We start from the raw sequence: 15291 nt of genomic DNA on the forward strand, positions 1-15291 counted from the left end.
ATGAAACAACTCACTCGTAGCCCGCTCGCGCTCGCCGTGGCCATGGCGCTGGGCCAGTATTGCTGCGGCGCGTTGGCGCAGCAGCCGAATGCCGGCAGTGTTGCCGTGCTTGCTGCTACAGCCGAAGCGGAAGTGGAACAGGTGGTGGTGACCGGCGTGCGCTCCTCGCGTGAAAAGTCGCTGGTGCGCAAACGCGGTGCCGATTCAGTGATGGATGTGGTGTCGGCCGAAGACATCGGCAAGCTGCCGGACAAGAACGTGGCCGATGCCGTGCAGCGTGTAGCGGGCGTAAATATCAGTTCAGGCTCGGGCGGGCAAGGCGGCTTTTCGGAAAACGACCGCGTCAGCATACGCGGCACCAATCCCAGCCTGACCCAGACTACCGTGAATGGCCATAGCATTGCTACTGGCGACTGGTATGTGGGCGACCAGACGGGCACGGTGGGACGCAGCGTCAGCTTTACGCTGCTGCCGTCGGAAATCGTCGGCTCGGTCGAAGTGCTGAAGAGTGCGCAGGCCGATATCACGGAAGGCGGCACGACCGGCAATGTCAACATCGTCACGCGCAAGCCGCTGGACTTCAAGCAGTTGCTGACGCTGGAAGCGACGGCGCAGGCCATGTATGCGGACTTGCCGCGCAAAACTTCGCCTCAGGTCAATGCGCTGCTGAACTGGCGTAACGAGGACAAGACGCTGGGCGTGCTGGCACAAGTGTTTTCCGAGTCGCGCAAGGAGCGTCGCGATGGTCAGGAACTGTTCCTGCTGGGGCAGGGCACGATTACCCATCCCGATGTGATTGCCGCCCATCCTGATCTGAAAGATGTGCTGTATCCCTCACAGATCGGTTCGGCCCTGTTCACCCAGCAGAGCAAACGTCAGGGCGGCCTGCTCGATGTGCAGGTCAAACCGATGAAGACGCTGACGCTGGAAGCCAACGCCTTCTATTCGCACTTCCAGGGCACCAACTACGACACCAATTATCTGGCCAATCCTACCGATCTGCTGGAAAAAGGCATAGCCCCGACCAGCTACACGGTGCGCAATAACACGCTGGTGGCCGCGACTTTCCCTGTCACCCATTTCGATCCCAGCGGCGCATCGCCGGGCGGCGAGCAGCCTTTCCCTGGCTTGCGCGATGTGATCTACCGCCCCAAGGCCGCTTCGATGACGTCCTATCTGGACCTGTCGGCCAAGTACCGCCCGACCGACCGCCTGCAGATTACCGGCATGCTGGGCTATACGCGCGGTCTGGGCGAAACACCGCACGACTATGGCTATGAAGCGTATCTGACCAACTCCGCCATGTCCTACCAGATGCACGGCACTTCCGGGCCAGCTAGCGTGTCCTTCCCCGGAGTGGATACGGCCAACTTCAACAATCCGGCCAACGTGACCAACGGCGGCAGCTGGTCTAGTAGCGCCAAGGTGACGGATCAGGAGCGCTATGCCCAGATCGACGCGCTGGCCGATACGGACTGGGGCCATCTGGAAAGCGTCAAGTTCGGTGTGCGCTTTGCAGCCCACAAGCGGGTGGCCGATGGGCACAACTTCGGCTGCTCGACCGATAGCGAGGCGGCCTGCCTGGGCAACCCCGGCGTGACGCTGCCGCTGCCGCAATGGAATGGCGAAACCACGCCCGGTAATTACGGCAGCAGTCTGGGGGGCGGCAGCGGTTTCCTGTCCCATGTCTGGACGCTGGACCCGGCCAAGGTGGCGCTCTGGCACAGCCTGTATAACAATGTCGATCAGGGCCCTAACTATCAAGGTAATTTCGCCATCGAAGAAAAAGTCAGCGCGGCCTATGCCATGGCCAATCTAGTCGGCGATGGCTGGCGCGGTAATGTGGGCCTGCGTGTGGCCGGCACCCGTCAGCGCAGCCTAGGCTATAACTTCGATGCGGACAACCATGCGGTGGCCGAGACGGTAAGCCACAACTACGTCGACGTGCTGCCGAGTGCCAATCTGCGCTTTGATGTGAGCAAGGATCTGGTGGCCCGCGTGGCAGCATCGAAGACCATGTCGCGCCCCGACTATTCGGCGCTGACGCCTGCTGTCACACTGAACAACATCAATGCGACCGGCACGGGCGGCAATACCGATCTGAAGCCTGTCCGTTCCTATAATGCCGATGCCACGCTGGAATGGTATTACGCGCCGCAGTCGGTGCTTTCGGCGGCAGCCTTCTACATGGATATGCCGTCCTACATTGCCTTTGGCTACAGCAAGCGGCGCTACCTGAATACCGCGATTAACCAGTTTGACGATTTCATCATCACTACGCCGTTGAATGTGGCGGCAAAAAACAAGGGCTTAGAGCTGGCCTGGCAGCAGCCGCTATGGCAGGACTTTGGCGCCGCCATCAACTACACCTACGCCCATGGCCGCACGGCAGACGGCGCCTCGCTGGTCGGTTCCTCTGCCAATACCTATAACGCCGAGGTGTATTACGAGAAGGCAGGCTTCAGCACGCGGCTGGCCTATTCCTACCGTTCCGCCTATCTGGTCGGGTTGGCCAATGTGGCGCCGCAGTATGCGGCCGGCATGGGGACGCTGGCTATTTCCGTCAACTACAAGCTCAACGATCACGTCACGTTCACGCTCGATGCGCTGAACCTGAACAATCCGACGCTCAAGTACTACTCCACGGCTGACCGTCCGCAGGCCTTTTATTCAAATGGGCGCCAGCTGTTCTTCGGGGTGAAAATCGCCAGGTAAGGCGCGCGTGCGGGAGATGGCGTGCCGCCGCCGCGGCACGGTTGCCGCATGGCTAGGCTATTCGTGTGCGGAATATATGGAAGATCAAGTTGCCTGACGTCCACACAAGCAAACCGGCCGGGCGTCGCTAACGCTACACACCGGGCTGTGCCGCTGCTACGCCCCGTGTGCGCGCTATGTCTGTTGCGGTAGAGCTAGTATGCTAGGTCAGACCCTGGCATGAGATTGGCTTTTCATATGCTATGCGCCACACTGGCAGCAAGTACAACGGTGGGTATAGGTATGAAAGCGAACAGCATCGAGCCGGCGGTCTTGCTAGAAGTTATCCGTGTCCAAACGGAAATTGCCCGTTTGGGCCTGGACTTGGGTGGCGTCATGCATCTGGTGTGCCAGTATGCTTCGTCGCTATGCCATGCAGATGGCGCGGTGGTGGAGCTGGCGGAAGGCGACGAGATGGTGTATCGCGCCACGGCCGGCATAGCCGAAGGCCAGCTCGGCTTGCGCCTGCAGCGTAGCGGCAGCCTGTCGGGCCTATGCGTGACAGAAAACCGCATCCTCCAATGTGACGACTCGGAAACTGATCCGCGCGTGGATCGGCCTGCCTGCCGCAAGGTCGGCTTCCGCTCCATGCTCGTGGTGCCATTGCGCCACGATAGCCACATCGTCGGGGTGCTGAAAGTCATCGCCACCCGCACCCACGCGTTCAGTCCCGAAATCGCATTGATACTGGGTTTGTTATCCGAGCTGATTGGAGCCGCCATCTTCAATGCTGCCAAATACGAGTCCAGCGACCTGTACATTCGGGCGACCCATGACGATTTGACCGGCATCGCCAATCGCTCCCTGTTCTACGACCGTTTGCGCCAGCAATTGGCCGTGGCACGGCGTTCGCGCAGCCGCCTGGGTATCATGAGCATCGATCTGGATGGCTTGAAAACCATCAATGATAGCCGCGGACACCGGGCAGGCGATGCTGCCATTTGCGAAGCGGCAGAGCGCATCCGCAGGGTGTTGCGTGAAGGTGATCTGGTCGCCCGTCTGGGCGGTGATGAGTTTGCCGTACTGCTCCCCAATGTACGGGACCGTGCCAGCATGGAAGACAAATGTGCACTATTCAGGCAGGCCATCAGCGCGCCTTTCATGTACGAAGCCCGTGAATTGGCGCTGGCCGCCAGCATAGGCTATGCAATCTGTCCCGAACATGGTTACGATCTGGATGAACTGATGGATCAGGCCGATCAATCCATGTACCGCGCCAAGCAGCAACGCCTGCTTGCAGTGGAAAAATAAGCGGCAGGCCGCCACGCCGGCCAACTGCTCGAGCGGCGACTACCCCTGCACGGCACGGCTGAGCAGCTAGCTGCTGTTGGAATAGTGGCGCAGGATATGCCACGACAGAGATAGAAATTCCACAATTGTCCAATACAAATCCTTGGAAAATTCCTGCCTAAGCTCACTTAGCTGCGAATTTGCCCCCGCTTTATCTGTCCTGCATCAATAAGTTGCTTTACTATAATAAAGTGGCTGTCGTTGCAGCATACCCATGCCAGGATGAGCCCAAGTTCAGGATTTGCACATGTTCGAATATTTTTTTACCTCGCCCGGAATTTCCGAAGCTCTGTATGTGAGCGGCAGCTATTCCTTGCCTCTGGTAGCGCTCTCCATCCTGATCGCCGTATTCAGTTCCATGATGGCCATGCAGATGGCCGGGCTGGCCCAGCTGGCGGAAACCCGTTTGCACAAGCAGTTTGCCCTGCTGTCGGGTTCCGTGGCGCTAGGGGTAGGTATCTGGTCCATGCACTTCATCGGCATACTGGCCTACAGCTTCTGTGCCACGGTCAGCTATAGCAAGCTGCTGACTGCCATGTCCATGGTGCCCGGCATATTGGCGTCATGGTTTGCCCTGAACCTGCTCAGCAAGGACGATTTCAGCAAGCGCGAACTGCTGGTCAGCGGCACCGTGATGGGAGCCGGCATAGGCCTGATGCATTATTCGGGCATGGCCGCCATCCATATGGCGTATCTGCTGCGCTATGACTCGGGCTGGTTCTTGCTGTCGCTGGTGGTGGCGGTGGGCATGGCCGTGCTGGCCTTGTGGATACGCTTTGACCTCAAGCAGCGCGGCCGTCTGGGCAATTTGCCGGCGATCTTAATCGGTGGAACCGTGATGGGGCTGGCGATTTCAGCCATGCATTACACCGGCATGGCGGCGGCCCGTTTTATCAGCCTGTCCGGTACGGACGACGTTACCAGTGGCGAAGAGAACCATTATCTGGCACTGATTATCGCCATCGTGACGGTGATTGCCAGCGGTCTGATTTTGGCCGGCAATTTCCTGCTGCGCATGCGCCAGCTGTACAATCGCATGCAGGAAAATGAGGAGCGCCTGCGCGCGATAGTCGATACGGCGCTGGACGGCATCATCACCATCGATTCCAAGGGTACGGTGCTGGCGGCTAACGCTGCCGTCTCACGCATGTTTGGCTGGTCCAGCGAGGCGCTAATCGGGCGCAATGTGCATGTGCTGATGCCGGAGCCTTACCACAGCAAGCACAATCAGTTCATCGCCGATTTTCTGGCGACGGGCAATGCGAAGGTGATAGGGCAGAGCCGCGAAGTGACGGCCCGCCGTGCCGATGGCACGACCTTCCCGATCCGGCTGGCCGTGGGGCAGGCGCACACCATGCGCGAACAGTTTTTCGTCGGCTTTGTTACCGATATCAGCGAACGCATCACCATGCAGACCGAACTGCAGGAGCGCGAAGCCAAATACCGCACGCTGATCGCCAACATCCCCGGCGTCTCTTTCCGCAGCAGAGTGGATGCCGAATGGAGCAAGATCTTCATCAGCGATTCCGTGCTGGCGCTGACGGGCTGGGGCCGCGAAGAGTTCATGAGCAAGCGGGTCAGCTATGCCGATCTGATACACCGTAACGATATCGACGCGGTGCGCACGGCCGTGGCTGACGCCATCGAGCAGCGCGTCTCCTACAGCATCGAGTACCGCATCCTGCGCCGCGATGGCAGCGAGCGCTGGTTATCGGAAAGCGCGGGCGGCGTGTACGGCGAGGATGGCAAAGCGCTGTGGATAGACGGCGTGATGCTCGATATTACCGCTTCCAAGATACAGGCAGCCGAATACCAGGGCATCGTGATGGCGATTCGCAAATCGCTGGCCGTGGCAGAATTCGATATGCAGGGCAATATCCTCGATGTGAACGAGAATTTCGAGAAGCTGACCGGCTACAGCCTTGCTGAGCTGCAGGGCAAGAACCACAAGATGCTCTGCACGCCGGACGAAGCCGTCAGTGCTGACTATGCCGCGTTCTGGAACAAGCTGCGCGAAGGGCGTTTCCAGAGCGGCGAGTACCAGCGTGTCGGCAAGCATGGCAAAAAAGTGTGGCTGCAGGCAGCCTATAACCCCATCCTTGATACGGATGGCAAACCATGGAAAGTGGTGAAGCTGGCTGCCGATCTGGCGCAGAGAAAGGCGATCGAAGAAGACCTGATCAGCGCCAAAGATGTGGCCGAGCAGGCGTCGGCAGCCAAAGGCATGTTCCTGGCCAATATGAGCCACGAGATCCGCACACCGATGAATGCCATCATCGGCTTTACGGAAATCCTGTTGAAGACCGAGCTCGATCAGAAGCAGCGCGGCTATCTCAAAACGGTCAAACAGTCGGCCCGCTCGCTGCTGGGTCTGCTTAACGACATACTCGATACGGCCAAGCTGGAGCGCGGCGCCATCGAACTGGAGAGTCGCGATTTCTCGCTGCCCGAGCTTTGCGAGCAGCTGATCAGCACCTTCCGCATCCAGGCCGATGCGAAACATATCCGGCTCGATTATGACTACAGTGCCGCGTGCCCCGTGTACATCCGTTCGGACGAGCTCAGGCTGCGCCAGATACTGACCAATATACTGGGCAATGCGGTGAAATTCACCGAGCAAGGGCAGGTGGCGCTGCGCGTGGGCGCCAGCGCGGGCCAGTTGAATTTTGTGATCGAGGATAGCGGCATCGGCATTTCCGCCGACCGCATCGACAGTATCTTTGCGCCTTTCACTCAGGCTGATGCTTCGATGTCGCGCCGCTTCGGTGGAACAGGGCTGGGCACGACCATTGCCAAACAGCTGGTCGATCTGATGGATGGCGAAATCAAGGTCAGTAGCGTGCTGGGGCAGGGTAGCCGTTTTGAAATACGCATTCCTCTGCTGGTCGGTAGTGGCGCCGCAGCCACCAAGGCAGTGCGTCACACGGAACTGCCGCCGCTGACCATTCTGATTGCGGACGATGTGCCGGAAAATCTGGAGTTGCTGCGTCTGATGCTCGAAGATAAAGGCCATACGGTGCAGGCGGCACATGGCGGTCAGGCCGCCGTGCAAGCGTTCGAGGCTGGCCAGTTCGATGTGATATTGATGGATGTGCAGATGCCGGATGTCGACGGACTGGAAGCCACGCGGCGCATACTGGCCAGTGCCGCGGCCAGCGGACGGGCGGCGCCGGAAGTGGTCGCGCTCACGGCCAGTGTGCTGAGCAAGGACCGCGATGCAGCGATTGCTGCCGGCATGCGCGGCTTTGCCACCAAACCCGTGAATCTGGCGGAGCTCGAAGATGAAATCCTGCGCGTACTCGGTCATGTCGAGCAGCCGGCGCCGGCCGCATCATTTGCTGCCGTGGTCGCAAGTGATGTCTGGCTGGACTGGAATGGCGCATTGAGCCGCTGGCGCGAACCGGCCAGCCTGCTTAAAGCCATCAGCAATTTCCTCGCCAGTGGCGAGCTGCTGCAAGGGCTGACGGCGAGCGCGCCCGCCGAACAGATTATTGCGACCGCACATAGGATCAAGGGCGCGGCCGCCAATCTGGGTTTGAACCGGGTGGTCGCCGCGGCCGCAGCCATCGAGAATGGCGCAGCCTTCGATGCTGACGCGCTGCAGCTGCTGCAGCACGCGCTGGAACAGGCCCGTAGCGAACTGGATAAACTACAGAACGAGGCGGAAACGCAGCGCGGCGTAGCACCTGTCCACGCCGTCATCGATATGCCAGCGCTACTCAGCCGTTTGCAGCTAGCCTTCAGTCGCAGTACGTTCGACGACGAGGCGATCGGCCTGCTGATGCCGGCGCTGGAAGCGGGGCCGGCGGCGCGATTGCAGGCAGCGCTGGACAATTTCGATTTCGAGCAGGCGCATCAAGAGATATCCGGGCTGATTCAGCAATTCGATCAGCCAGTTGCCCCATAAAGAACCCAAGCAGAGCCCCCTATGATGAATTCACTTCCCAATTTGCTGCTGGTCGATGACGAGCCGACCAATCTACAGGTGCTGCGCAATATCTTGCAGGATGATTACCGGCTGCTGTTTGCCCGCAACGGCCAGAAGGCACTGGAACTGGCGGAACAGGAAAAGCCGGACCTGATCCTGCTCGATGTCATGATGCCGGGCATGACGGGGCTGGAAGTCTGCCGCAGCCTGAAGCAGCAGCCCGCTACCAGCAAGATACCGGTGATTTTCGTCACGGCCCTCAGTGATGCGGATGATGAAGCGACCGGCTTCGAGGCCGGTGCGGTCGATTACATCAGCAAGCCGGTGAGTCCGGCCGTGGTCAAGGCACGCGTGAAGACCCATCTGTCGCTGGTGCGCGCGGAAGAACTGGAAAAGACCCGTTTGCAGATCATCCATAAACTGGGCAAGGCGGCCGAGTACAAGGACAATGAAACTGGCATGCACGTGATCCGCATGAGCCATTTCGCGCGCCATCTGGCGCAGGCGGCGGGCTGTGATGGCGTGTTTGTCGAGCAGCTATTCGAAGCGGCCCCCATGCACGATATCGGCAAGATCGGCATCCCCGATGCCGTGCTGCTCAAGCCGGGCAAACTCGATGCCGACGAGTGGAAAATCATGCAGAGCCATGTCGATATCGGCGCCGAAATTCTCGGTGACGATGATTCCAGTCTGTTGCAGATGGCGGCCAGCATCGCCCGCAATCACCACGAAAAATGGGATGGCAGCGGCTATCCGCGCGGCATCCGTGGCGAGCAGATTCCGCTGGAAGCCCGTATCGTGGCCATTGCCGATGTATTCGACGCGCTGACCAGTGTGCGTCCGTACAAGAGCGCCTGGACCATGGAAGAAGCTTTTGCGCTGATCAGAAAAGACGCCGGCAGCCATTTCGATCCGGTGCTGGCCGAATTGTTCCTGACGCTGGAAGCGCAGATCCGCGCGGTGCAGATCAGATGGGCTGACTGACGCGTACCGGCACGGACTTGCGGCCAGCTTGTGCGGGTAAAAATGTTGCTGTTTTGCTAGCTAGGCCTGAGCGAAAGTGGTAAGGTGGCGAACTTCTCGTTTAACGCTAAAGCTACTACCCATGAAGTCCATGCCGTCCCGTCCGTCGCTGACGATACTCTCCGCTGCACTGCTGCTGAGCTGGCAGGCGCAAGCCCAAACCGCACCCTCCAAGGAAAAGGAAGCAGCCAAGCCGGTTGCCGCGCCACTGGCTGCCCAGGGTGCCAATACTGCGGCGCAGGAAGCGCCGGTAACGCCGGTGGTCAACGTGGTCAGCGAGCGCCAGACCAATCGCATCGACCGTCAGGTGTATGACATCAAAAACGACGCCAGCACGTCGGGTGCGTCGGTGGGCGACGTGCTGAACAACGTGCCATCCGTGAACGTCGATCCGAACGGCACCGTGCGTCTGCGCGGCAGCGAGCGCGTCACCGTGCTGGTGGATGGCAAACCGACGGCCCAGATGCAGGGTGAAAATCGTGCCGCCGCGATCAATGCACTGCCGGCCGAGAACTATGAATCGGTGCAGGTGATTAACAACCCGGGCGCGGAATTCGGCAACGAGGCTGGTGGCGGCCCGATACTGAATCTGATTACGCGCCGTTACACCAAGCCCGGTGGCAATGGCAGTGTGGCCAGCAATATTGGTCCGGCCGGGCGCAAGAGTGCTTTCGCCAATGGCAGCTACAGCGCCGGCTATGCGTCGGTGAATGGTACTTTCAACTATCGCCGCGACGGCAATGAGTCCGATACGGATGGCATGCGCGAACGCATCGATCCGGCCAGCGGCAGCGTGAGCCGCTTGCACCAGACTTCGCAGCGCAGCGGCCTGACGGAATTCATACAGGGCGGCGTAGGCGGACGCTACAACTACAACGAGCGCGATACGCTGACGGGATCGGTGTCGCTGAACAAGCGCGGCAATGATGCCCGCACCAATGAACATCTGAGCGACTTCGGCACGGGCAACACGCCGCTGGTGGATTACCTGACCCATCGCACTGCCAGTGGCGATGCGCTCAATCACGAATTCGTCGCAGGCTGGGAGCGCCGCTTCAATACGGATGGCGAAAGCCTGAAGGTCGATCTGCGCCACTCCTCGAACAACAATAATGTGGATACGGCCGCGCTGTATCAGCCGCTGAGCCTGCCTGTGATCGCGGCGCCCGTGCTGCGTAACTACACCCAGAACGTGGAGACCCAGGTGCGTCTGACGGACCTGAGTACGGATTTTTCCGGCAAGGTGGGGGGCGGTTTCCTGACTGCGGGCGGACGTTGGCAGCGCACGCGCCAGACCAGCGACTATCGCTATCTATTCCTCGATACGGGCGCGCTCGATAGCCGCCGCAGCAATCTGTTCGAGTTGTCACAGGATGTGACTGCTGCCTATACGACCTATGAACTGCCGATCAACCCGCTATGGTCATTCAAAGGCGGCTTGCGCGTCGAGCATACGGAGCTGGACCTGAATCAGGTCAGCACCAATGTGCAGGCTAGCAATCGCTACACCAATTATCTGCCCAGCCTGTTCCTGACCTACAAGCTGGATCAGTTCTCCAATCTGCGCCTGTCGTACGCAGACCGCATTTCGCGCCCGAATGCGGGCGACCTGAATCCTTTCGTCAATTACGCCAGCGAGTATTCCATCAGTTCCGGCAACCCGCATCTGCATCCGGTCAAGCTGCACTCGCTGGAACTGGGCTACGAGACCAAGATCAAGGGACTGGCGCCAGCCAGCCTGCGCGCCTATCTGCGCCATGAATCGGATGTGATTACGGAGCGTCGCACTTTTGTCAGTCCGACCACGCTGCTGACCACCAAGGAAAATGAAGGCGACCGTGCAGCAGGCGGGGTGGAGTTCTCCATCATGGCCATGATTCCGCCGAATATCAAGGTCGGCGGTATGACGCTGCCATCGATCCGCTTCATGTTCAATGGTAACTGGGGCTATGTCGAGCAGGATCGTCTGGGCTTGCTGGGACCGACTGGTGAGAAACGCCGTACGCCGTCGCTGGGGCTGCAGGGCGGCGCGCAGTGGAGCATCACGCCGGAAGATACGCTGACCTTTATGACCTTCCGTCAAGGCAAACAGTTGTCGGGCGAAGGCTATCGCGACCCGTTCAGCATGGTGAATCTGGCGCTCGAGCACAAATTCTCGCCGCGCCTGTCGCTCAACATCCGTGCCAATGACGTGCTGCGCGGTACCGACCAGCATTACCGCGTCGATACCGACATCCTGCGTGACCGCAATGATGTGAGCGTGCATCAGCGCCGGCTGTATGTGGGCCTGCGCTACACCTTTGGCGGCGTCACGGGCAACGATGCAGTGCGCAATGCGCTGCAGGCAGCCGGCCTGAATCCGGATAGCCAGGCCGGCAAAGATGCGATGCGCATGATCCAGGGCCAGCAGGCTAAGCCGGCCCCGGCCGAGAAGCCGGCCAGCGAGAAGAAAGACTAGGCAAGCCGGGCGCGCAACCCAGCCTAGGGATTGCGCGGTTTTTTTGCTATGATGTCGCGCGTTGCAATACGGAAGTAATGGATGGTAGCAGGCATACAATCAGGCTGGTGGAAAGCCGCGCGTGAGCGTGGCTACTGGCGCTCGGCTGTCAGCCTGCTGGCGGCACTGAGTTTCCTGCTGCTGGTATCGGCTTCCGTTACGCACGTTCATAAAAGTTCGGCCACGATACATGATTGCGCCGTGTGCGCGGTGGTGGCCGATAAGCTGGCCGACACACCTGTGCCGCCAGTGCTGGCGCCCGCGCACCAGCCACCGTGCTTCCCACTGCCTGCTGCCAGAGCCAGCCTGCTCATCGCGAGCAATGTGCGCTGGCTGCCGCCCGGACGTGGTCCGCCCTCTGCCTCTGTGTAGTTCTTCAACGTTATTCCATTTCATTCGGGCCGTGCGCGGGATCGCCTGCGCCTGCCCGTAGCGTTCACTATACCGAGGTTTACCATGCATCAGCTTCCTAAGCTGGGCCAGCTCGCGCTCGCCCTGTCGTCCCTGTTCGTCCTTACTCCTGCCGTCGCTGCAGCATCTGCCGATGCGGACTATCCACCCGGCACCCCGGTGCCCGCTGAAGCTGCAGAATCTGCAGAATCTGCTGAAACCGGATCGCAGCAAGTCCGTATTCATGCAGTGCGGCAGGCCTATCGTGCACTGTCGGCTACGGCTGCCAGCAAGACTGACACGCTGCTCAAAGATCTGCCCCAGAGCGTGCGCGTGCTGCCGGCCGATCTGCTGGCCGATGCGGGCGTGCGCAATCTGTCCGATGCGCTCGAACTGGCCAGCGGCTTCAGCCGCCAGAGCAATCTGGGCGGCCTGTGGGATAGCTACGCCGTGCGCGGGTTTACGGGCGACCCCAATTTTGGCTCCGACTATCTGGTCAACGGTTTCAGTTCCAGCCGTGGCTACAATGGCGTGCGTGACATGGCCGGCACGGCCAGCGTGGAAGTGCTGAAGGGGCCGGCGTCTGCACTGTATGGCCGGGGCGAACCGGGCGGCACGGTAAATATCCGCACCAAGAAGCCGCGCTTCGATCCAGCCTATGCGCTCGATCTGGCGCTGGGCAGTTACGCCATGGGTCGCGCCGACGTTGACCTGACCGGCCCGCTCAGTGAAACGCTGGCCTACCGCTTCAACGGCGCAGCCCAGCAAGGCGACAACTTCCGCGACACTGGCGCCAGCCGGCATGGTCTGGCCGCTGGCTCGCTGCTGTGGCTGCCCGATGCGGATACCCGCGTCGAGTATGAACTGGAACAGGCGCGCCAGCGCACGCCGTTCGATCGTGGTGTGCTGGCTATCAATGGCCGGCTAGGTAGTGTGGCGCGCGAGCGTTTTCTGGGTGAGCCGTCTGACGGCCCCGTGCGCATCGATAGCCTCGGACATCAGCTGTTCATCGAACATAGTCTTGATGATGACTGGAAGCTGCAGGCCGGGCTGGCCTACCGCGATAGCGCGCTATACGGCTATTCGACCGAGGCCAGCAGCTTGCTGGCCGATGGCCGCACGCTGCGCCGGCAGCGCCGTCTGCGCGACTTTTCCGCTACCGACCGTTCCGGCCGTGTCGAACTGGTAGGGCACTTTGCGACGGATGGGTTCAGCCACGCCGTGCTGCTGGGTGTGGATGCCTACCGTTTCGATGACCGGCGCGTGCAGCTGCGGCGCAATCCCTCGGCCGCCTATCCCTATGCCATCGATATCTACCAGCCTGTGTACGGTGGCAAGGCCGACGCGCTGGCGCTTTCCATCGATACGCTGGAACAGCAGCGCGCCCAGGCCGTTTATCTGCAGGATCAGCTAGACCTGAACCAGCGCTGGAAAGCCCTGTTCGGGCTGCGGCGCGATGCCTATACACAGACGGTGCAGAATTGCCGCACTGCCAGCCGCAACCAGCAGACGCTGGCCGCCTATAGTCCGCGCGCAGGGCTGGTATATCAGCCAGCGCCCGTAGTGTCGCTGTATGCCAGCGTAGCGCGCGGCTTCCGGCCGAACAGCGGCATCAGCATCGACAACCAGGCGTTTCCGGCCGAGCAAAGCAAATCCTATGAGACTGGAGCCAAGCTGGAATCTGCTGATGGGCGCTTGAGTGCGACGCTGGCGCTGTACCACATCGCCAAGCGCAATGTGCTGACCACCAACCCGCTGAATACGGACTATGCGCTGCCCGCCGGAGAAATGGCCAGCCAGGGTGTGGAGTTGGACGTGGCAGGCGAGTTGCGGCGCGGGCTGCGGCTGTCGGCCAGCTATGCCTACACGGATGCGCAGGTCACTCGTGGCGATCAGCTGATCACCACCGGTAGCCGCTTCCCCAATGTGGCGCGCCATAGCGCCAATCTGCTGCTGTCGCAGGCGGGCAGCGTGCTGGGCCGGCCAGCCACATTGGGCGCTGGCCTCAACTATGTGGGTGCGCGGCCCGGGGATGTAGCCTTTAGCAGTGCGTTTATGCTGCCAGCGTATGCCACTGTCAAACTGTTGGCAGACTGGTCGCCTAGCAAAGCGTTGAAATTCACGCTGAATATCGACAATCTGCTGGACCGGCAGTATTACGCCAGTTCCTATAGCCAGTTATGGGTGGCGCCGGGGCCTGCGCGTAGTGCCAGCCTCAAGCTGCATTACCAGTTCTGATGGAGGCAGCGATGCAGAACCACCTTCAGGTACAAAGCAACCGTATCGCCACCATCGACGTGCTGCGCGGCATAGTCATGGCGCTGATGCTGGTCGATCATGTGCGCGAATCCTTCTTTGCCCATCATCCGGTGGCCGACCCGATGGCGCTGGCCAGTACGCCGCCGGCGCTGTTCTTTACCCGCCTGGCGGCGCATTTCTGTGCGCCCGTGTTCGTCTTTCTGACAGGGCTGTCGGCCTGGTTGTATGCCCATCCTGCCAGCGGGCCGCGCGATGCCAGCGGTTTTTTGCTCAAGCGGGGGCTGCTGCTGGTGCTGCTGGAGCTGACGCTGGTGAATTTTGCCTGGTATGGCCAATGGCCACCGGCGACTTTCTACCTGCAGGTGATCTGGGTGATCGGACTGGCCATGCTGGTGCTGGCGCTGCTGCATCGCTTGCCACTGCGCTGGCTGGCGGCCATCGGTGCGCTGATAGTCTGTGGGCATAACGCAATCAGCAGCTGGCGGCTGGCGCCGGACGATGCCGGCTATGTGCTGTGGACCTTGCTGCTGCAGCGTGGCTACCTGCTGGCCGATGGCGCCCTACAGATCAAGGTCAGCTATCCCTTGCTGCCATGGATAGGCGTGATACTGCTTGGTTATGCTGCCGGTCCGCTCTATGCCCGCAGCATGCCGGCCCAGCGGCGGCGCAGGCTGCTGGTGCTGGCGGGTGCACTGGCTTTGCTCATGCTTGTGCTACTGCGCGGCAGCAATCTGTATGGCGAAGCGCAGCCATGGGAGCAGGGCGCGGACGCGCTGACGACGCTGATGTCCATGCTCAACTTCAGCAAATATCCGCCATCGCTGGATTACCTGCTGCTGACTCTGGGTGGGGCGGCCTTGCTGGCGGCTGCACTGGAGGGGCGCAAGCATGCCATCACGCGCTACTTTGCCACGCTCGGTTCGGCGCCCATGTTCTTCTATCTGCTGCATCTGCTGGTGTTGCTCATGCTGCAGAAACTGCTGGTGCTGCTACTGGGCGCCAATCATGGCAGCCGCTGGGGGCTGGAGAGCGTCTGGCAGCTATGGGCGCTGGCCTTGCTGCTGCTGACACTGCTCTACCCATGTTGCCGCAGTTTTGCCCGCTACAAGCGGCAAAGTCCGCGGCGCTGGCTGCGCTATTTCTGAAGCGT

At 60.6% G+C, this 15291-nt stretch carries 8 protein-coding genes; all 8 read left to right on the plus strand.

Annotation, left to right across the window (positions count from 1 at the left end; all coding sequences use genetic code 11):
• The 8 genes from GM655_RS16730 to GM655_RS16765 all read left to right on the plus strand — a co-directional run bounded on the left by GM655_RS16730 (window position 1) and on the right by GM655_RS16765 (window position 15286).
• Window positions 1-2715: a TonB-dependent receptor gene (locus tag GM655_RS16730; protein WP_155435836.1), complete on the plus strand. Its 2715-nt coding sequence runs from the start codon at window positions 1-3 to the stop codon at window positions 2713-2715.
• 282 nt (window positions 2716-2997) lie between these two features.
• Window positions 2998-4005 (plus strand): sensor domain-containing diguanylate cyclase, encoded by a 1008-nt coding sequence (locus GM655_RS16735; protein WP_155435837.1) that lies wholly within the window; start codon window positions 2998-3000, stop codon window positions 4003-4005.
• Between the two features lie 286 nt (window positions 4006-4291).
• Window positions 4292-7951: a PAS domain S-box protein gene (locus GM655_RS16740; protein ID WP_155435838.1), complete on the plus strand. Its 3660-nt coding sequence runs from the start codon at window positions 4292-4294 to the stop codon at window positions 7949-7951.
• A gap of 21 nt (window positions 7952-7972) precedes the next feature.
• The gene (locus GM655_RS16745) at window positions 7973-8956 is read left to right on the plus strand and encodes a response regulator (protein WP_155435839.1); all 984 of its coding nucleotides are present in this window, start codon (window positions 7973-7975) and stop codon (window positions 8954-8956) included.
• 121 nt (window positions 8957-9077) lie between these two features.
• On the plus strand, window positions 9078-11453 hold the full coding sequence (locus tag GM655_RS16750; RefSeq protein ID WP_155435840.1) for a TonB-dependent receptor domain-containing protein: 2376 nt from the start codon (window positions 9078-9080) through the stop codon (window positions 11451-11453).
• An 81-nt stretch (window positions 11454-11534) separates the two neighbouring features.
• Window positions 11535-11864: a hypothetical protein gene (locus GM655_RS16755; RefSeq protein ID WP_155435841.1), complete on the plus strand. Its 330-nt coding sequence runs from the start codon at window positions 11535-11537 to the stop codon at window positions 11862-11864.
• An 84-nt stretch (window positions 11865-11948) separates the two neighbouring features.
• The gene (locus GM655_RS16760; protein WP_155435842.1) at window positions 11949-14120 is read left to right on the plus strand and encodes a TonB-dependent siderophore receptor; all 2172 of its coding nucleotides are present in this window, start codon (window positions 11949-11951) and stop codon (window positions 14118-14120) included.
• 11 nt (window positions 14121-14131) lie between these two features.
• On the plus strand, window positions 14132-15286 hold the full coding sequence (locus tag GM655_RS16765) for an acetyltransferase domain-containing protein (protein WP_155435843.1): 1155 nt from the start codon (window positions 14132-14134) through the stop codon (window positions 15284-15286).
• The last annotated feature ends 5 nt before the right edge of the window (window positions 15287-15291 follow it).

The sequence above is a fragment of the Pseudoduganella danionis genome, from assembly GCF_009720775.1.
GTDB classification, from domain to species: domain Bacteria; phylum Pseudomonadota; class Gammaproteobacteria; order Burkholderiales; family Burkholderiaceae_D; genus Rugamonas; species Rugamonas danionis.

Bases quoted from the DNA above. Each gene is read 5' to 3' on its own strand.
- GM655_RS16730 (WP_155435836.1), top strand. From the start codon at position 1: ATGAAACAACTCACTCGTAGCCCGCTCGCGCTCGCCGTGGCCATGGCG.
- GM655_RS16735 (WP_155435837.1), top strand. From the start codon at position 2,998: ATGAAAGCGAACAGCATCGAGCCGGCGGTCTTGCTAGAAGTTATCCGT.
- GM655_RS16740 (WP_155435838.1), top strand. From the start codon at position 4,292: ATGTTCGAATATTTTTTTACCTCGCCCGGAATTTCCGAAGCTCTGTAT.
- GM655_RS16745 (WP_155435839.1), top strand. From the start codon at position 7,973: ATGATGAATTCACTTCCCAATTTGCTGCTGGTCGATGACGAGCCGACC.
- GM655_RS16750 (WP_155435840.1), top strand. From the start codon at position 9,078: ATGAAGTCCATGCCGTCCCGTCCGTCGCTGACGATACTCTCCGCTGCA.
- GM655_RS16755 (WP_155435841.1), top strand. From the start codon at position 11,535: ATGGTAGCAGGCATACAATCAGGCTGGTGGAAAGCCGCGCGTGAGCGT.
- GM655_RS16760 (WP_155435842.1), top strand. From the start codon at position 11,949: ATGCATCAGCTTCCTAAGCTGGGCCAGCTCGCGCTCGCCCTGTCGTCC.
- GM655_RS16765 (WP_155435843.1), top strand. From the start codon at position 14,132: ATGCAGAACCACCTTCAGGTACAAAGCAACCGTATCGCCACCATCGAC.